The sequence below is a fragment of the Dyadobacter flavalbus genome (assembly GCF_006149045.1).
GTDB lineage: Bacteria > Bacteroidota > Bacteroidia > Cytophagales > Spirosomataceae > Dyadobacter > Dyadobacter flavalbus.
In genome coordinates, this window is the sequence record NZ_VBSN01000038.1 from 185,491 (window position 1) to 203,273 (window position 17,783).

At 46.8% G+C, this 17,783-nt stretch carries 18 protein-coding genes; 6 read left to right on the top strand and 12 right to left on the bottom strand.

Going from position 1 to position 17,783, the window contains the following annotated elements; all coding sequences use genetic code 11:
• From FEM33_RS12555 to FEM33_RS12565, 3 genes are all read left to right on the top strand, one after another.
• Window positions 1-1,599, top strand: a complete 1,599-nt coding sequence (locus FEM33_RS12555) for a RagB/SusD family nutrient uptake outer membrane protein (RefSeq protein WP_139012366.1) — start codon at window positions 1-3, stop codon at window positions 1,597-1,599.
• Window positions 1,600-1,680: 81 nt separating this feature from the next.
• Window positions 1,681-2,439, top strand: a complete 759-nt coding sequence (locus tag FEM33_RS12560) for a 5'-nucleotidase C-terminal domain-containing protein (protein WP_139012367.1) — start codon at window positions 1,681-1,683, stop codon at window positions 2,437-2,439.
• Window positions 2,417-3,295, top strand: a complete 879-nt coding sequence (locus FEM33_RS12565; RefSeq protein ID WP_139012368.1) for a metallophosphoesterase — start codon at window positions 2,417-2,419, stop codon at window positions 3,293-3,295. The genes FEM33_RS12560 and FEM33_RS12565 overlap by 23 nt, the downstream gene beginning before the upstream one ends.
• A 90-nt stretch (window positions 3,296-3,385) precedes the next feature.
• Here FEM33_RS12565 and FEM33_RS12570 read toward each other — a convergent pair whose 3' ends face one another.
• The 3 genes from FEM33_RS12570 to FEM33_RS12580 all read right to left on the bottom strand — a co-directional run bounded on the left by FEM33_RS12570 (window position 3,386) and on the right by FEM33_RS12580 (window position 6,957).
• Window positions 3,386-4,999, bottom strand: a complete 1,614-nt coding sequence (locus tag FEM33_RS12570; protein ID WP_139012369.1) for a Na+/H+ antiporter — start codon at window positions 4,997-4,999, stop codon at window positions 3,386-3,388.
• Between the two features lie 25 nt (window positions 5,000-5,024).
• Window positions 5,025-6,350, bottom strand: coding sequence for a cytochrome P450 (locus tag FEM33_RS12575; protein ID WP_139012370.1), 1,326 nt, complete (start codon window positions 6,348-6,350; stop codon window positions 5,025-5,027).
• A 127-nt stretch (window positions 6,351-6,477) separates the two neighbouring features.
• A complete protein-coding gene (locus FEM33_RS12580) occupies window positions 6,478-6,957 on the bottom strand; it encodes a Dps family protein (RefSeq protein ID WP_139012371.1) in 480 nt (159 codons plus the stop codon).
• Window positions 6,958-7,162: 205 nt separating this feature from the next.
• Here FEM33_RS12580 and FEM33_RS12585 point away from each other — a divergent pair, with 205 nt between their 5' ends.
• Entirely contained in the window at window positions 7,163-7,846 is a 684-nt protein-coding gene (locus FEM33_RS12585) for a lipid-binding SYLF domain-containing protein (RefSeq protein ID WP_139012372.1), read from the top strand.
• A gap of 237 nt (window positions 7,847-8,083) precedes the next feature.
• Here the strand turns inward: FEM33_RS12585 and FEM33_RS12590 are convergent, their stop codons facing one another.
• The 9 genes from FEM33_RS12590 to FEM33_RS12630 all read right to left on the bottom strand — a co-directional run bounded on the left by FEM33_RS12590 (window position 8,084) and on the right by FEM33_RS12630 (window position 15,595).
• Window positions 8,084-8,290 (bottom strand): hypothetical protein, encoded by a 207-nt coding sequence (locus FEM33_RS12590; protein WP_139012373.1) that lies wholly within the window; start codon window positions 8,288-8,290, stop codon window positions 8,084-8,086.
• A 15-nt stretch (window positions 8,291-8,305) separates the two neighbouring features.
• Complete coding sequence (locus tag FEM33_RS12595) at window positions 8,306-10,018, bottom strand: GMC oxidoreductase (RefSeq protein WP_139012374.1); 1,713 nt, start codon at window positions 10,016-10,018, stop codon at window positions 8,306-8,308.
• 12 nt (window positions 10,019-10,030) lie between these two features.
• Entirely contained in the window at window positions 10,031-11,221 is a 1,191-nt protein-coding gene (locus FEM33_RS12600) for an esterase (protein ID WP_139012375.1), read from the bottom strand.
• 290 nt (window positions 11,222-11,511) lie between these two features.
• Window positions 11,512-11,991, bottom strand: a complete 480-nt coding sequence (locus FEM33_RS12605; protein WP_139012376.1) for a TlpA family protein disulfide reductase — start codon at window positions 11,989-11,991, stop codon at window positions 11,512-11,514.
• A gap of 184 nt (window positions 11,992-12,175) precedes the next feature.
• Window positions 12,176-12,598 carry a VOC family protein gene (locus tag FEM33_RS12610; RefSeq protein WP_139012377.1) on the bottom strand — a complete coding sequence of 141 codons (423 nt, stop codon included), beginning with the start codon at window positions 12,596-12,598 and terminating at the stop codon, window positions 12,176-12,178.
• 31 nt (window positions 12,599-12,629) lie between these two features.
• The gene (locus tag FEM33_RS12615) at window positions 12,630-12,890 is read right to left on the bottom strand and encodes a hypothetical protein (RefSeq protein ID WP_229214222.1); all 261 of its coding nucleotides are present in this window, start codon (window positions 12,888-12,890) and stop codon (window positions 12,630-12,632) included.
• Window positions 12,891-13,069: 179 nt separating this feature from the next.
• Window positions 13,070-13,492, bottom strand: a complete 423-nt coding sequence (locus tag FEM33_RS12620) for a secondary thiamine-phosphate synthase enzyme YjbQ (protein WP_139012378.1) — start codon at window positions 13,490-13,492, stop codon at window positions 13,070-13,072.
• Between the two features lie 21 nt (window positions 13,493-13,513).
• Window positions 13,514-14,839, bottom strand: coding sequence for an MFS transporter (locus tag FEM33_RS12625; RefSeq protein ID WP_139012379.1), 1,326 nt, complete (start codon window positions 14,837-14,839; stop codon window positions 13,514-13,516).
• Window positions 14,840-15,076: 237 nt separating this feature from the next.
• Complete coding sequence (locus tag FEM33_RS12630) at window positions 15,077-15,595, bottom strand: DinB family protein (RefSeq protein ID WP_229214223.1); 519 nt, start codon at window positions 15,593-15,595, stop codon at window positions 15,077-15,079.
• 161 nt (window positions 15,596-15,756) lie between these two features.
• Here FEM33_RS12630 and FEM33_RS12635 point away from each other — a divergent pair, with 161 nt between their 5' ends.
• Together FEM33_RS12635 and FEM33_RS12640 are read left to right on the top strand one after the other, a co-directional pair.
• Window positions 15,757-16,371, top strand: coding sequence for a TetR/AcrR family transcriptional regulator (locus FEM33_RS12635; protein WP_139012380.1), 615 nt, complete (start codon window positions 15,757-15,759; stop codon window positions 16,369-16,371).
• A gap of 49 nt (window positions 16,372-16,420) precedes the next feature.
• Entirely contained in the window at window positions 16,421-17,782 is a 1,362-nt protein-coding gene (locus tag FEM33_RS12640; protein WP_139012381.1) for a TolC family protein, read from the top strand.
• The last annotated feature ends 1 nt before the right edge of the window (window position 17,783 follow it).

The following is a 17,783-nucleotide window of genomic DNA, read 5'->3' on the forward strand; positions in this document are numbered from 1 at the left end:
ATGACAACCATAAAGTTTTCTGTAAAAATCGCCTCTGCCTTCGTACTGTTACTGATTTGCCATGCATGTCGTGAAAACCTGGAAGAATCCCCGTTTTCATCCCTGAGCAAGGAAGTTGTTTTCAAAGATGAAGAGGGACTGAACCAGGCCACGATCGGGGTTTATCAAGCCTGGACCGCTCCTGATTTTTCCGATATAACGAGCCGGTTCATTCTTGCCGAATCCGGCCATCGCTATGCAACTGCGGGTATTTTGGGTTCAGGTTCGGATCCTTATTACCGGTTTGGCCATGTGGCATCATCCGGTGCTTTCGAGGTCGTCTGGGCAAGATTTTACAAGATTATTTTTCGTGCCAATACGGTTATTGATAATGCGAAACTGGCAGTTCCGGGGGAAGCGGAAGAAGCAGATCCGTATGTGGCTGAAGCAAGATTTTTACGGGCATACGCCTATTTCAATCTGGTAAGGCTTTTCGGCGGTGTTCCGTTGATTTTGCAGGAAATCAAATCACTGGATGATACCGAGCTTGTATTTGCGCCGAGAGCAACGGACATTGCTGTGTATGATGCGGTTATTGCAGATCTGGCTTTTGCTGAAAACAACCTGCCGGATTCCAGGGGAGGAGCAGAGCTGGGCCGTGTTTCGGCAGGAACCGCCAAAGCGCTGCTCGGAAAAGTATATCTGACCATGGCTGGCAAGCCGCTTTCCAGAACGGAAAATTACCAGAAGGCCGTTGATAAACTTGGGGAGCTGACCGGGCCGGAGAATGAAGAAAAATATGACTTTGAGCTGCTCCCGGATTTTGCGGATGTATTTGCGCTCAGTAATGAACGCAACCGTGAAATTGTGCTTTCGTTTGGATATTTTATCAATTCTTCCAATCCGAACGGCAATATTCTGCCCTTCAATCTTTTTCCGACCGGCCTTGTCAACGGCGATGAACAAACCAATTACGGGCTGACGCCTGCGTTTTACCAGCAATACGAAAAGACGGATACGCGCCGGGATTTCACACTGGTGGAAAGATACGTTTTCAAGGGCAGTGCAAGAGCCGGCGCAGAGCCTGGCGACAGTATTGTTTATGATCCCGGAACAGGCAATTACATCAACAAACGTACCCAAACTTCTCTCGGGCATAACGATTTCAGATACGGTATGGCTTACGGGAAACTGGCTCGTGAACCGCGCCCGGCCGGTGCTGCCATTCAGGGTTACAGTGCCGATCTGATTGAAATGCGGTTCTCAGATGTTTTACTTTGCCTTGCAGAAGCATTGGTGGAAACCGGCAAAACAGCGCAGGCACTGCCGCTGCTCAACCGCGTTCGTACGCGTGCCAAAGCAACTGCGCTGAAGCCGACGACAGCCGCTGAACTGAGAGCTGCGATCCGGAAAGAACGGCGGCTGGAACTGACGGGCGAGTTCAACACGGTTTTTGATATCCGGCGCTGGGGAACGCTGAATGAAGAAATAGCAGCCATGTCCCCGGACCAGATTGTGGACAATGTGCTGCTGCCTTATTCGCCCAAACTGGAACTTTATCCGATCCCGCAATCGCAGATAGACGCCAATCCAAATCTTGTACAAAATGCCGGCTGGTAACGGATCGCATCATTCAGGTTTTTCCGGTTTGGCCAGAACGGTAAGTGATTTCATGCTACTTTTGAATTTAAATCGGCAACTATGAATTCTCCCGGGAAATACTTTTATCAAGCTTTGGTTCTACTGTATTCAGTTTTACTGACTGCTTCCTGTCACCGCTCCTTAACCGTTTCCAAAAGTGATTACACGCAGTATGCCATTGATGCACAAACCGGTGCAGATTCGGCTTTTATAAAATATTATCTGCCGTACAAAGAAAAGATGCAGGAGGAAATGGACAAGGTCATCGGCCAGACCGAACAGGAACTCACCAAACCTGCTGCGCCGGAAACGCTGATGGGTAACTTTTTTGCGGATGCACTGCTTACCGAAGGATTAAAGAAAGACCCGTCTATTCAGTTCACACTTTCGACTAAAGGCGGCTTGCGTACCACTTTTCCGAAAGGCAACATTACCGTTTCGCATGTGTTTGAACTCATGCCTTTTGAGAACGAAATGGTGGTACTGAAACTTTCCGGTGAAAATGTCCGTAAACTGATTGACTTCATTGTGAACAAAGACGGTGAACCCATTTCCGGCATGCGCATGAAAATCCGGAACAAACAGGCTTATGACGTTACAATCGGCGGACAGCCTTTTGACGTAAACAGGACTTACAACCTGCTCACTTATGATTATCTTGCAGATGGCGGCGACGATCTGGAATGTCTGCGCAATCCGCTGGAAAGACATGAAATCAACATGAAAGTAAGGGATGCACTGCTCGAAAATATCGCAGACTTAACGCGGCAAGGAAAAAAAATCAACGCTCAGCTCGATGGAAGAATTGTTATTGAATAAGAACAGCCGCAGGGATTTTCTCCGGAAAACGGGTGCCGCCGCAGCGTTAGTGACACTTGGTTCGGTGCCGTTTGCTGCATTTGGCAAAGATGCCGACGTGCAGCTTACGATTTTGCATACCAATGACGTACACAGTCGAATTGAGCCTTTTCCGATGGACGGCTCGCGCAATCAGGGCATGGGCGGCGTAGCCAGAAGGGCTGCATTGATAGAAAAAATAAGGCAGGAACAGAAAAACGTATTGCTGCTGGATGCCGGGGATGTTTTTCAGGGAACCCCGTATTTTAATCTTTACGGCGGCGAACTGGAATTTACGCTGATGAGCAAAATGGGTTACGATGCGGCTACCATGGGAAACCACGATTTCGACAACGGAATTTCCGGATTTGTCAAACAGCTTCCGCATGCAAATTTTCCGTTTATCGTCAGCAATTACAATTTTGAAAATACGGAGCTGCAGGGAAAGGTGTTACCGTACAAGATATTTAAAAAAGGAAGTGTAAAAGTCGGCGTTTTCGGGCTGGGGATTGAACTGGCCGGTTTGGTGAACAAGAAAAATTACGGTGAAATTGTTTATACAGACCCGGTTGCCAAAGCCAACGAAATGGCCTCGCTGCTGCGAAACGAACTGGGTTGTGAAATGGTGATCTGCCTTTCGCATCTTGGCTATAAATACAAGGACAACAAAGTTTCGGACCAGGTGCTGGCGCGCTCAACCCGAAATATCGATCTGATTATCGGAGGCCATACGCATACCTTCATGAAGGTGCCGGATGAAATCATGAACCTGGACGGAAAGCCGGTTCATGTCAATCAGGTTGGATTTGCAGGAATAAATCTGGGGCGGCTGGATTAATTTTTTCAATAAAGAAACCGGAAAGAAAAAAATGGTGGCTGCCGTTTGTCCGGTGCACGAATACGGTATCGTTTAAGAATAGGACAAACGTCAATCCATATGCAGGAACTGCTGCCGTATTTTTTCTTCTTCCAGATCAAGCTGAGCCAGATGCTGCCGGATTACTTCCTCTTCAAACATTTCTTTTTTGTTGAATCTGTGCAGCAGCGCCCGTTTGTTGGCAAGTAATTCCCTGGCGATGGACCGGTAAACCGTTACGTCCGCAAATCCGGAACTGATTTCTTCCGGCTGCTGAATGTGGTCCAGAAATCCGATATCGCCTTCAAGCTTGTATTTCAGGCTCTGCAACAGATCATTCTGTGTGATCTGATCTGCAAACCGGGTATTGATCATGTTCAGCGACTCTTCCGCCAGTTTCCTTCGGATCATTACATCCTGCTCGTGCGATGACATGGAATAATCCAGTTCTTTTACGTTCATCCATCGGATAACCATAGGCAGCGTAAGCCCCTGAAAGACCAGCGTCACGAGGATGACGACAAAGGTGATAAACAGGATCAGGTTGCGTTGCGGAAAAGGCTGTCCGTTATCCGTAAGCAAAGGAATGGACAATGCCGAGGCTAGCGAAACCACACCGCGCATGCCTGCCCAGCCAAAAATTACCGGCCCTCTGAGCCCCGGCCTGCTATCGGCTGTCTTAATAAATCTGCTGATCATTACGGTAAAGTAGGATGCGCCGATGGTGCTGGCCATACGGGTCAGGATGACGACTGCTGAAATGATCAGCCCGTAATTGATGGCTTCTGAAAGCGATGTGTCGCCCAGTTGCTGGATAATGACCGGAAGCTGCAATCCGATCAGCATGAAGATAATGCCGTTGAAAACAAACCCGACGGTAGACCAGACCGTATTGGTATACATGCGGCTTAAATGGCTGAACATAATCTGGCTCCGGCTCGAAAGGAACAATCCGCCGGTTACAACGGCAATAACTCCCGAATAATGAAATTCTTCTGCTGCAATATACATGGTGTACGGCGCAACAAACGTCAGCGTCGTGTCGATGCTGGGCGTGGTGGGCATCCAGCGGTGAATGGCATAAAACAGGAGTGCAATGAGCATCCCGATGGCAAATCCCATGATGATGACCATGAAAAAACTGCCGACCGCAGCGGAAAAAACAAACGTCCCTGAAGAAACAGCTATAACGGCAAACCGGAACACAATAAGGCTGGAAGCATCATTAAGCAGACTTTCACCTTCCAGAATCGTAATCAGCCTTTTGGTCACTTTTACATCTTTCAGGACAGAAGTAGCGGCAACTGCGTCCGGCGGTGAGATAATCCCGCCCAGCAAAAAACCGAGTGCCAGTGTAAATTCAGGAATCAGCATGTGACTGACATAAGCAATCACGCAGGAAGTCAGTATTACAATACCAAATGCAAATGAACCGATTACACGCCGCCATTTCCAGAAATCTTTCCAGGATGTCTGCCACGCAGCTTCGTATAAGAGCGGCGGGAGAAAAATCAGAAAAATCAGTTGCGGATCAACTGTAACAACCGGTAAACCCGGAACAAAACTCAGCGCCAGGCCGCCGATCACCAGCACAATAGGGTAGGATACCTTGATCCGCTGTGCCAGCATCACCAGAAAAAGAATAATGACAATCAGCGAAAGGTAAAGTATAATGGTATGATGCATAGGAGGATTGTGATGAGCAACAATGTTATTTTACAAACAGCCGGATTCCACTCGTCGATTTGAGTACAATCTGCGGCAGCATACCGACGGGATGAGAAGGATCATTTTCAAAAGTAAACCGCTTTACCACAGCAGCCAGTATCAGCTGCATTTCCATGAGCGCAAATTGCTGTCCGATGCAAATACGCGGTCCGGCACCAAATGGTAGGTAGTTGAACTTCGGCCTGTTCCTGACGTTTTCAGGGCTGAAATTTTCCGGGTCAAACGTGAGCGGATTGTTCCATATGTCGGGATTGCGATGAAGCTCAAATACGGACAGAAAAACGGAAGTGCCTTTTTCCAGCTGATATCCTTCAATTTCAGTATCTGAAATTGCTTCACGCGTCATGGTCCAGGCCGGCGGGTACAACCTTAATCCTTCTTCCACAACCTGTCGGGTATAAGGCATGATCATCAGCTGTTCAAAGGTAGGCACATCCTGAAAGATCTCTGCTTCTTTTCGGAGCTTTTCCACTATGGCGGGCTGCCGGGAAAGTTCCCATAAAATCCAGCTCAGGCCGGTTGCAGACGTTTCATGTCCGGCGGCAAACATGGTGATGGCCTCATCCCGTATCTGCTGATCGTTCATCTGTTCGCCCGTATCCTCATCGGTACTGTCAAGCAGCAGCTGAAGCAGATCGTTGGGTTTTTCTCCGGAAATCCGGCGGTCATGAATGAAGTCAAAAACTAGCTTGTTGAAATAATCAAGATCGGTCCGGAACTGTCGGTCTTCTCCGTTCAATGCCATGAGCGGAATGCGGTACGGCCTTCTTACACGTGTAACAAGGTATTTCTGTGTCCGGCTGACTTGCTCATAGATTTTTGCCTTATCCTCGGTAGTCATGTTCCCGAACAGCGTCTTAAGTGCAATATCGGCCGCAATGCCCATCATGCTGGCATCGATGTCAATGGCATCTTTTCCTCTGAAAATTTCCATTTCATCCAGAAACCGCGAGGTAAGCACACCCATCGTAAGGAAAAGTTCCTGCAGCCGTTCCCGATGAAAAGCCGGCTGGACAAGCCTGCGCTGCCGCAGCCAGAAATCGCCATCGCTGGTTACCAGGCCGTTGCCAAGAACCGGATAAAGCATTTTGGAAGAACTTCCCTTTTTGTAGTTGCGGTGATTCTGCTGCAATATGTGCCTGAAAAAAGCAGGGTCACGACTGATCACAAATTCTCTGAACAACCTCAGTTTATACGTGCTGCCGCAGGCTTCAAATCCCTGATTAAGGTAACGCAGCGGATCGCTTGCAAATTTAAACGGGTCAAACAGGCTTATTTTTCCGATTTTAAAAACAGGAACAGAAGGCATCGTCGCGGATTGATTGAGAACTGATGCAAGTAAACCAATAGATAAATAAAAAACCACCCTGATTTCAGGATGGTTTGATAAATTTCGTATAACCAGATTAAATGCGGCTGGCTGTCAGCTGTAAGAATTATTTCTTACCGGCAAAAGAACGAAGCATCCAGGTATTCTTTTCTTTAAACTGCATGAAGCGGTTAACCATATCATTGGTACCATCGTCGCCGGCTTCTTCCGTAGCCATCAGCAACACACGCTCCATTTCGATAAGCTTTGCCATGTCGTCAAGCAATGCATCCACCATTTGCAGATCAGCCATACCAATCGTATCAATTTCCTGGATGCTGGATTCATTGATATAATCCTGAAAACGGCTGTGCGGCGGTTTTCCAAGCGTCAGGACACGTTCTGCTATTTCATCAATTGTTTGCTGTGCGTTGGTATACAACTCTTCAAATTTCACATGCAGCGTAAAAAAGTTCTGTCCTTTGATATTCCAGTGGCAGCCTCTGAGTTTTTGATAATGGATATGGTAATTGGCAAGATAGTCGTTCAGAAGATCTACAACCGGTTTTACTTCCTGCTCATTCAGGCTGATCGTTTCGGCATTCATGATATTGTATATTAGGTTGATGTTAATTCAGTATTCCGTTTACCAAAATCATACCAGCAAACCATCTTGCCATGTATATACGTCAAAGGTAATCCACTCGGGAAACTGCCTTGTAAATGCATCCAGACATAATTTTTATTGGACCAAACTGTACAGCGGCACGATCATTTAGCGTTCCTTGTTGGACAATTATCCTATTTACAACATGCGTATTGAAAAACTTAGATTGCTTAAATTACAGATTGTATTATTCCTGGCTATCGGACTGATCGCACCCGCTTTTGCACAGGATAAGGAAGAGGAAAAAATTGAAGCTGCCATTAACGTACTGAATGGTTTCAGCGAAATGCAGGAGAATATCCCGGCACAGCTTCTGGCTATCTCCAAAGGGATTATCATCGTACCGAGAATGATCAATGCCGGACTGATGATTGGCGGAAAACACGGCAAAGGCATTGCCATGGTGAAAAAAAGCAACGGCGAATGGAGCGATCCGGTTTTCATCACCATTACGGGCGGCAGTATCGGGGCACAAATTGGCGTGCAGGCTGTGGATCTTGTACTGATCTTTAAAAACAGCAAAACGCTTACGGATATCGGAAACGGAAGTTTCACCTTGGGCGGTGATCTTTCGGTAGCTGCAGGTCCAATGGGCAGAAGTTCTTCCGCAAACACGGATTACAAGCTGGAAGCAGAAGTTTATTCCTATTCCAGAAGCAAAGGTCTTTTTGCTGGGATCACCCTGAACGGAGCGGCACTGGGTATTGACAGCAAAGCAAACAATGCGTTTTACAGTAACTTTTCAGACGCGAAAACCGTATTTACCCGTTCTAATGTTCCTTCCAAAACAGTTGCGGAATTAAAAGAAACACTGGATGATCTGAATTGATTTTTCTAATCAAAAGTCTGTCAGAAAACCTTACAGAATAAACACGGTCAAATGTTTTGTCAAACTGAGCCAAATATCCCAAACGCTCAGTTTGACAATCTCTATAATAACCCAGAACCCAAATCCCAGCCTTCCAAAAATTCCATAACTATCCATGACAATAAATGACAATTCATGACAATAAATGACAATTCATGACAATAAATGACATCAAATGACAATCCATATCGTCAAAACTTAAACCGCCTCGCAGTTCTTTTCGTTATAAAACTTGATTTCCCCCGTCTTTTCGCTTCTGCATTTGATCTTTCCCGTCACCTTTGTAACGGCTCCTTTCTGAATGGATTCATGATTCAGAATAATCCAGACATCTGGTTTTCCTTTGATTTTCACACGGGTACCGTCAAAAAATTTCTGAACACTGGCCATTGTATCTTTCTGCATTTTGTTGAACAATCCTCAAATATTGCCTTTTTTCATTTCTTCCACAGCATGGTTTACCGCTCGCGCCGTTATCGCCATGTAAGTCAGCGAAGGATTTTGCGTGGAGGTGGACGTCATGCAGCCGCCATCTGTTACCAGCACATTTTTGCAGTGATGCAGCTGGTTCCATTTGTTCAGCATGGAAGTTTTGGGATCGTTGCCCATTCTGATGCCACCCATTTCGTGGTTTTCACTGCCGGGATTCCGTTTGGTATCAGCCGTTTTGATGTTCGTAAATCCTGCTTTTGACAGCATTTCACTGAGTTCATTGTAAAAATCCCGGACCATTTTCATGTCATTGTCATCAAAAGCGACATGCATTCTCAGCTGCGGAATCCCCCAGGCATCTTTCAGTTGCGGATCGAGGCTTACAAAATTACTTTCCTTGGGAATCGTTTCGCCCATCATCTGAATGCCCAGGTTCCATCCGCCGTTTTCCTCGCCGAATAAACTTTCCTTTAAAGCCGTCCCGATTTCAGAAGTATCATTGCCCATTTTGGAAGCCGAAAATGAAGCCGCATATCCGCGCAGAAAGTCGGTTTCTTGTTTGAACACATTCCGGAACCGTGGAATGTAAGCGCCGTTTGGCCTGCGTCCGTCTACGGTAAATTCATGAAAACCGTCGTAATCCGCACTGACACGGCCGCGGTAATTGTGAAAACCGATGTATTTGCCAAGTACGCCGCTGTCATTGCCGAGTCCATTTGGAAAACGGCTGGACCGGGAATTCAGTAAAATAAGATTGGAGTTGATGGCAGAAGCATTTACAAAAATTATCCGGGCATAATATTCTGTCATTTCCTTTGTCAGCGCATCTACAACCCGCACGCCGGTGGCTTTCTGCTTTTTCTCGTCATAAATAATGGAATGAACAACGGAATGCGGTTTTAATGTCATATTGCCTGTTTTTTCTGCCCACGGAATGGTGGAAGCATTGGAGCTGAAATAGCCGCCGTACGGACAACCCCGCTGACACATGGTGCGGTGCTGGCACTTGGCGCGTCCCTGCTCGGTATGGATCGGCTGCGGATCGGTAATGTGTGCAGCCCGCCCAATGATGATCGGTCGTGTATTTTGGTAGTTTTTTGCTGTTTGCTCACTGAAATGCTTTTCCACGCAAGTCATTTCATGCGGTGTAAGGAATTCGCCGTCCGGAAGCTGCGCAAGTCCGTCCTTGTTGCCTGAAATTCCTGCAAATTTCTCCACATAGCTGTACCACGGAGCAATATCGGCATAGCGGATCGGCCAGTCAACGGCAAAGCCGTCGCGTGCCGGGCCTTCAAAGTCATAATCCGACCAGCGCTGCGTCTGCCGTGCCCAGAGCAATGATCTTCCGCCGACCTGATAGCCGCGCATCCAGTCGAACGGCTTGTCCTGCACATACGGGTGTTCTGCATCTTTCACTACAAAATGCATGGCATCTTCCTTGAAAATATAGTGTTTGCTCGCAATCGGATTTTGCTGCCGGATTTCTAGGGAAGGCTGGCCGAGATGTTCGAATTCCCACGGCTGCATCCAGGCCGTCGGATAGTCTTTAATGTGCCTGACATCCTTTCCGCGTTCCAGCATCAGCGTTTTAAGGCCTTTTTCGGTCAGCTCCTTGGCCGCCCATCCGCCGCTGATGCCCGTTCCGACCACGATGGCATCGTAAGTCTGTTCTTTAACAGCATCTATATTGAAGTATGGCATAATCATCGGTTTTTATTTCTTTTTCCACAAATTGGGAAGCAGTTTGTCATGCAGTAAAAGCCGCCAGGTTCCCCAGTCATGCGCGCCATCGCCGCCAATAAAATAGTCATGTCTGATTCCATGTTTTTCCAGTGCTTCGTGCAGGGCAGCGGACCTTTTTCCCACAAAATCAAGTTCGCCGCTTCCAAGTCCGACCAGCAGGTAATCCACTTTTTCTTTTACCTTCGGATCATTGAAAAAGGACGGATTGAGTTTTTCCGGTTCCATATCGCCGGCGCTCATGACGCCGAACGAGCTGAACATATCCAGTGCTTTGAATCCCACCGCTTCGGTATGCCTGCCGCCCATCGACAATCCGGAAATGGCTCGGCCTCTGCGGTCGGTTACCGTGCTGTATGTTTTATCTACAAACGGAATGATGTGGTTCCGTAGTTCATTTTCGAACAACGCATACGTTTTTTCCAGATGCTGCGGATCATTCCGGTGTAAAACCTGGTTGTTCGGCATCGCAATGATCATCGGAACAATTTTACCTTCTGATAAGAGATTATCCGCAATAAAATTGGCACGCCCATCCTGCGACCAGCCCGAAGCAAGTTCTCCGCTTCCGCCCAACAGATACAGGACGGGATATTTTTTGTTCTTGTCATACCCCGGCGGCGTGTATACAAAAATTTCCCGTTCACCATTGAGTACATCCGAATGATAAATATGCCGTGTCACGCTTCCGTGCGGAACATTGCGTGCATCGTAATAAGCCGGACCTTTATCATGAACGATCACGCTGCTGTAACCGGGCTGATTGGAAGAGCCTGTAAAAGTATTGTTGGGATCAACAACCTGAACGCTGTCCAGGATGAAACGGTACACGTAAATATCCGGCTTCACCGGCCCGACGGTCAGTGTCCATATTCCGTCAGCACCTTTGACAAACGGAATGGGTTGTTTGGTTTTCAATGCAAGCAGAATGGGCCCGCCGGTCAGTTCCGCTTTTTGTACGTCGGGCGCTTTCAGCCGGAACGTAATGGTATGGTCGTCATGAACTTCCGGAGAGACGACATTGCCGCCGTATGGAAAAAGGTTCTGGGTATTTTTTTGAGGATTCCAGTCCAGATTGACATTGGCTTGCTGCGAATAGGCATACGGAGCAACCGAGCATAAAAGGGCTGAAAGTATGCGGAAGCATTTACCTGATTTGTTCATTTATAAAAAGTTTCACTGTTTTCAATGACGGAGTATAGCCTACATTTCAAAGGCACGTCAATAGCCGGAATACTTGTAAATACCGGAATAAAGTAGCTTGCTGTCAGCATTTCGCTTCAAGCGTTTGGATCAATGCGAAAATGAGTGTCATGATTTTCTCAAAATATTCCATTTCTGAAAATCAACTTTACGTAAAGTCAAACAAAAAATCCGTGTATGAACCGATTGGATCATACACGGATTCAGGAACTGAATGGCAGGCTGAAAAACCTTTAAGACTTCATTTGGAATCAGATCTGTTTCAGCGTTTTGAAAATTTCGGCATGCGGCTGTTCGCCTTCAAAGGTTTTTACCAGTTTGCCGGACTTGTCGTAAATCGCAACGTAAGGAAATGAACGGATCTGATAGTAACGCTGCACGGCATAGGAAGTACCCTCGGTTCCTACCTTTACATTGGAGTAACTTCCCAGATTGTACCGCGATACAAACGGTTTCAGCATATCCATGGCCTGAAAGGTCACCATCACAACCTGCTTGTTTGTAAAAACATTGAAGTTCTTGACCATGTCTTGGGTAAAGTTCTGGCAATGTTCACAATCCGGGGAAAAGTATATAAGCACCACCGGACCGGCAGCCAGTTGCGAGGAAGTAAATTGCTGGCCGTTGGTCAGACGAATCTGAAACGGGGCGATTTTATTTTGTACCGCCTGCGAAAATGCAAGGTTTCCAACGCTTAAAAGAAAAAACAGGAATATTAGTTTACGGCTCATTGCTATCGGATTGCTACAAATTTAAGATCCTGCAAGTTATGACACTTTTGCTATTTTATGCCGATCTGCAGCACGTATGTTTGTTAAATATTCTTGCTGAACGACAGTTTTGCCGGTATTTTGCAACTGCAGGAAAACTGAAGATGATCCGATTGCTTCATGCAGGGAAAAGTTTCCGTATTTCTCAGTCAGGAGTAAAACTCACCATCCAGTTGATGCCGAACTTGTCTGTAAACATGCCGAAATAATCGCCCCAGAATGCTTTATCCAGCGGCACAATCACCTTTCCGCCTTTGGAAAGTCCGTAGAAAAGTTTATCCGCTTCCGCTTCACTTTCGGTTTGAACGGACAGGTTGTAATTGTTGCCTTCAATCAGCCTTTGCCCCATGGATTCCAGCGCATCGGTGCCCATCAGGATCGTTCCACTGCCAATCGGCAAAGCGATATGCATGAGCTTGTCCTGATCCTGTTCCGGCAGATTGCCGGCTTCAGGCGTTTCCCTGAATCGCTGAACATGCAGGAACTCACCGCCGAAAACGGATTGGTAAAAGTTAAATGCTTCCTCGGTATTGCCCGGGAAATTGAGGTAAGGATTGATTGTAGCCATCTTCGTTTTGTTTGAATGTTTGTCAATTCGGTCAGGAATAAATAGCGGATTCGGGCTTGTATACCTCATCGGCGAGAATTTCTGCATAAAACCCGAAGTCCAGCAGCAAACGGATCAGGCACTCGGACTGGACCGTACCTTCAGTACAGGATACACGCAGAATCCGGTCACAGTCTTCCAGATCAAAACTGGCCTGGTATCCGGTGAAAATGCGGTTAATCTGTTCAATCAGTAAAGTCGCCTGATCTTCGCTTTCAACATTGGTCTTGAAAATTTCTACCATATTCTGCATATCATTCCAAATTCATTTCTGAGTGATCAAATGCGCAAATAAAAACGGGTATAAAGGCAAATGTTGTTGTTGCAAACTAACTGCAAACCTGTCAGTCTGAAAGATGCAATTTGCGACATTCAGAGGGGGAGAACGTGACAATTACAACCGGTATATCCAGTTAACTCCGATTTTCTTTTCTACTCGCCGAATACCGTAATCATCAGGTTTCTTGCGCCTCCGTAATTTCGGTGTTCGCATAGGTATATTCCCTGCCAGATTCCCAGGGCAAGCTTTCCGTTCCGGACGGGAATTTGCACGCTGCTGCCCATTAAGGAAGCTTTAAGGTGTGCGGGCATGTCATCCGGGCCTTCGTCGTCGTGCCGGTAATCAGGATCATTTTCGGGAACTGCTTTGCTGAAATACATTTCAAAATCCTTGCGGACGGTCGGATCAGCATTTTCGTTGATTGTCAGCGATGCGGATGTATGCTGAATAAATACCTGACACATTCCGGCCTTTATTTCGCTCATCTGCGGAATAGCCTGTATGACCTCGGCGGTAATGAGATGAAACCCTCTGCGGCGTTCTTTTAATTGCAAGGATTGCTGAAATAGCTTCATACGATACCTGGATTGATCTGTTTAAACCGACTGCCGCTCTGTTTCATCGGTTACCGGCGGATGAATGTACTGTCGGGACAATGCTTTGTAAGCGGGCGTTTTCATGGCAATCAGTGTTACAATCAGTCCTATGATGCCGGTCACAATAAATAAAAGCGCCAGTCCGCGGGCAGTTCCGGTTCCGAACCAGGATCCGATGAGCTGGACGCCGGCGCCGGTTGTCATAAACGGAATGAAAATGTATTTGGCAATTGGTCCGATCATAAAAGCGGTCAGTGGCGAAGCGGCCTGTTCAATGCTTTGTGCAAAACCAAAAACCCGGCCCTGTCTTTCGGCAGGAATCACTTTCTGAAGAATGGTCTGTTCCGTTGCTTCCACAACCGGTATCAGGCAAAGGTAAATGAACATACCTGCGGCCAACAGTACGACGGATGCCTGAATAGTAAAAAAAATACAAATGCTCCACATGAGGATGTTGGAGATAAAAAGCACTTTCAGAGGGTTTTTGCCCAAACCTGTTTTGGCGACAATCAGGCCGCCGATGATAAATCCAAGGCTCAGCAGCCCCCACAAGATTCCCCAGGTTTGCACCGAAACCAGCGAAAGACCGTATGCATCCATCAAAGACATGAAAACGCCGCCCAGAAAGTTATTGAACGTATTGAAGAATATCAGTCCGAAAAGCCCGGGTACGATCCTGATGGCGGCAATTGTTCCGCGGAGGTCGATGCTTTCCAGATGGGACTGCGTATGTACAATTTCTTTTTCCCCGATGCTAATGGTCAGCAAATGCAGAATGACAAGCACCGTAAGTGCAATGGCAAGTACAAGCATCCACTGCATGCCCAGAAATCCGATAACAAGTCCGCTGAAAATAGAAGCCACCAGAAACGAAACGCCGTTTGCCGTTCCGACAAGGCCGTTTGCTTTGTCACGCGTTTCTTCGGGAATAAGGATCGTTACCACTGTGGATAATGCAATGGAACGTATGTTTCCGGTAATTGCCCCGAACAATGACAAAATAATAAAAAGCCAGAGGCTGATACTTTCCGGATTTTTGAACACGTTTTCCGGCGTGGATATATAAATGATCAGCGCAATTACGTACAGGATCAGTGTCAGAATGCCCGACAGCATCATGGACGTTTTTTTGCGGTAACGATCTACAATGGAACCGAGAAAAAAACCGGAAGCCGCCACGGTTGTCAGATAAACACCTGCCATTACCGAAGTAGCGACAACGGACTTCGTTTCCAGATAAACCCAGAATGTAACGGCAAACCAGACAAAGTTGTTGGTCATGGATGCAGCCAGCGAATTGGTCAGTATGGCATAAAATGTTCTCATATCTTTCTGTCTGTAAGCAGCAGTTGCCGTATCCGGTTCAGGCAAATCCAAATCAGGAAACAAATTTTGATATCGGATAATACAAAATTACAATTTCTGCCTGCTTTCTGCAGATGTTATAAAGGACAAATTACGGGTGTGATTGTGACATTCACGAAAATGTCCGGAATCATGCAACTGGCGTTGAGGTGCCACACACGGGCATGATTCCGGACATGAGAACTAGTTTAAAGGATTTTACCGGTCCCAGAAAGCAGGCGGCTCAATGCCGAGTGAACGCAGATAAACATAACCTTGTCCGCGGTGATGAATTTCATTATCAATCATATACAGCATGGTGCCGTAAACCGGACCAGCATACTGGCCGAAAGCAACATCGTGTTCCTGAAAGCGATGAGGCGGTATTTGCGGCCAGATGGTATGGAGCAGTTCCGTCACTTTGTCCCATTGTTCCAGTAATTCCTTTTTGCTTGCCGGCGTCGGTGCGTTGAAACCAATGGCCGGATCATCGATACTCCAGTCACCGAAGGCGATACCGCGGATGCCGGGTGCGGTCATGCCAATCATTTCCATGGCCATTTCGGCAAACGGACGCATGCCCCCGATGGAGTAAGTCAGCAGTTCTTTTTCGGGAAAGGCTTCAATGACCCTTCTGGTCAGTCCGCGGTGTCCCTGCCAGTGTTCGAGCAGCTGTTCGGGGGTGAATATTTCGGCAGGGTTGTTCAATGTGCTGTTTTCCATTTGGTTCGCTTCCATTTTGTCAAAGGTTTTTATGGATTGAATTTGTTTGCGGATCAAAATAAGCGGCTGCTTATGACAGCAGTATGTCAGCAGGGAAAAAGATTTTTTCGAATATTTTACCCAAAAAGTTTTTTACTAAACAGTGTTTAGTATATTTACAATGAAAAGCATTAAGCATGGCGATCAAGGAAAGAAAAGAGCGGGAAAAACAGGATATGCGGAATCTGATTATCGAATCTGCTACGCAGCTGTTTCTGAAACAGGGATATGACAAAACCTCTATCCGGAGCATTGCGGAAGACATTGAGTACAGCCCGGCTACGATTTACCTTTATTTCAAAGACAAAGATGAAATTTTCTATGTCATCCATGAAAACGCGTTCGCATTGCTTGAAAAGGTTTTCAGAAAGCATGATCCGATCCAAGATCCTTTTGAGAAGCTGACGGCGATCTGTAAATCCTACGTCGAATTTGCACTGCAGAACCCGGATTATTACGACCTGATGTTTATCATGCGTGCGCCTTTGTCGCAGATTGCCTGTGAAGACACCTGGAAAGAAGGCGATTCCGCTTTTGAATATTTGCTGAGGACTATTTCCGCTTGTGTGGACGAAAAGAAAATCAAGCCGGGGGATAAATTCGTTCTGGCCATGACGGTGTGGTCCTTTGGCCACGGCCTGGTTTCATTGTATGTACGCGGCCGCTTCGGCGTGATGAAAATGTCCGAGGAAATCATTTCGGAAATGATGGATCATGCAGTGGATCTTTTTTTGAGCAATTTAAAAACTTAAAAAATTTTGCCTATTACTAAACAGTGTTCACAAAATAAACATAATTTATATGGATCAAAAATACCTGTATCTTAAACGGATGCTTGTAATGCTCAGCATGCTCGCAGGCATTTACGGCCAGGCTGCTGCTCAGGAAAAAGTCCTGGACAAGTACATTCAGGACGGACTGAGTAACAATCAGGGATTGCGCCAGCAGCATTTTCTGCTCGAAAAAAGCCTGTATGCGCTGAAAGAAGCCCGTACCTTTTTTCTTCCCGAAGTGAATCTCAGCAGTTCATACCTGGTTTCGCGCGGCGGACGTAAAATCAGCATCCCGATTGGCGACTTGCTCAACCCGGTTTATTCCTCGCTGAATGAACTGACGAACTCAGCCGGTTTTCCCCAGGTTGCAAACGTTAACCAGACTTTTAACCCCAGCAATTATTACGATGCCAAATTCCGGACTTCCCTGCCGCTGTACAATGCAGAAATTACGTACAACATGCGCATTCGCCGGGAGCAGATCCATTTTCAGCAGGCCGAAGTGGACGTATATAAACGAGAGTTGGTAAAGGAAATTAAAGTCAGCTATTATGCTTACATGCAGTCGAGAGAAGCCGTCGCAATACTGGAAAGTGCGGTTGCGCTTGCAAAGGAAAACCTTCGGTTCAATCAGGTGCTGGTGAACAATGACAAAGCCATCCGGACGGTTGTGAGCCGTTCTGAAAACGAGCTGATCGGGCTGGAAGCGAGGCTTGGCGATGCCAGGTTCCAGTCTGCCAATGCAGCCGCGTATTTCAACTTTTTGCTGAACAATCCGCTGGATACGGTTATAGAAGCGGAAAAAACAAGTCAGGAAAACCCGCGGAATGATCCGGAACCAGCCGGCAAAAGAGAAGAACTGCTGAAACTGGAATCGGCTGCCAAAGTAAATCTGCTCGCGGAACAGCTTGCAAAAGCATCTTTTCTGCCCAAATTGTCCACATTCATCGATTTGGGATCACAGGGAGATTTTGCAAAATTCAACCGGAATACACGCTACTACTTGTTTGGCATTACGCTGGACTGGCGGGTGTTTGCCGGAAACCGCGTGCAGTATCAGATCAGGCAGGCCGAGCTGGAAGGCAAAGCCATCGGTCAGCAACTTAGTCAGGCAGAACAGCAGCTTAACTTACATACGCTGACAGCTTTAAACCGTTTTCAGTCCGCTGTGCAGGTGCATCAGGCCGCAAAAAATCAGGTACTGCTGTCACAGCAGTTTTATCAGGATCAGCAGAAACTTTACCGCGAAGGGCAACTGCTTTACATTGAACTGCTCGACGCGCAGAACAGGCTGATCAACGATCAGCTGCAGCAAAGTATCTCCTTCCTGAATGTACAGACGCGCTCCGCAGAGCTGGAACGTGCAAAAGCAAGTTACGTATTTTTATAAT

Bases quoted from the DNA above. Each gene is read 5' to 3' on its own strand.
- FEM33_RS12615 (WP_229214222.1), bottom strand. From the start codon at position 12,890: ATGCAGAATATGGTAGAAATTTTCAAGACCAATGTTGAAAGCGAAGAT.
- FEM33_RS12630 (WP_229214223.1), bottom strand. From the start codon at position 15,595: ATGGAAGCGAACCAAATGGAAAACAGCACATTGAACAACCCTGCCGAA.
- FEM33_RS12640 (WP_139012381.1), top strand. From the start codon at position 16,421: ATGGATCAAAAATACCTGTATCTTAAACGGATGCTTGTAATGCTCAGC.
- FEM33_RS12625 (WP_139012379.1), bottom strand. From the start codon at position 14,839: ATGAGAACATTTTATGCCATACTGACCAATTCGCTGGCTGCATCCATG.
- FEM33_RS12570 (WP_139012369.1), bottom strand. From the start codon at position 4,999: ATGCATCATACCATTATACTTTACCTTTCGCTGATTGTCATTATTCTT.
- FEM33_RS12590 (WP_139012373.1), bottom strand. From the start codon at position 8,290: ATGCAGAAAGATACAATGGCCAGTGTTCAGAAATTTTTTGACGGTACC.
- FEM33_RS12555 (WP_139012366.1), top strand. From the start codon at position 1: ATGACAACCATAAAGTTTTCTGTAAAAATCGCCTCTGCCTTCGTACTG.
- FEM33_RS12595 (WP_139012374.1), bottom strand. From the start codon at position 10,018: ATGCCATACTTCAATATAGATGCTGTTAAAGAACAGACTTACGATGCC.
- FEM33_RS12635 (WP_139012380.1), top strand. From the start codon at position 15,757: ATGGCGATCAAGGAAAGAAAAGAGCGGGAAAAACAGGATATGCGGAAT.
- FEM33_RS12560 (WP_139012367.1), top strand. From the start codon at position 1,681: ATGAATTCTCCCGGGAAATACTTTTATCAAGCTTTGGTTCTACTGTAT.
- FEM33_RS12565 (WP_139012368.1), top strand. From the start codon at position 2,417: ATGGAAGAATTGTTATTGAATAAGAACAGCCGCAGGGATTTTCTCCGG.
- FEM33_RS12575 (WP_139012370.1), bottom strand. From the start codon at position 6,350: ATGCCTTCTGTTCCTGTTTTTAAAATCGGAAAAATAAGCCTGTTTGAC.
- FEM33_RS12610 (WP_139012377.1), bottom strand. From the start codon at position 12,598: ATGGCTACAATCAATCCTTACCTCAATTTCCCGGGCAATACCGAGGAA.
- FEM33_RS12600 (WP_139012375.1), bottom strand. From the start codon at position 11,221: ATGAACAAATCAGGTAAATGCTTCCGCATACTTTCAGCCCTTTTATGC.
- FEM33_RS12585 (WP_139012372.1), top strand. From the start codon at position 7,163: ATGCGTATTGAAAAACTTAGATTGCTTAAATTACAGATTGTATTATTC.
- FEM33_RS12580 (WP_139012371.1), bottom strand. From the start codon at position 6,957: ATGAATGCCGAAACGATCAGCCTGAATGAGCAGGAAGTAAAACCGGTT.
- FEM33_RS12620 (WP_139012378.1), bottom strand. From the start codon at position 13,492: ATGAAGCTATTTCAGCAATCCTTGCAATTAAAAGAACGCCGCAGAGGG.
- FEM33_RS12605 (WP_139012376.1), bottom strand. From the start codon at position 11,991: ATGAGCCGTAAACTAATATTCCTGTTTTTTCTTTTAAGCGTTGGAAAC.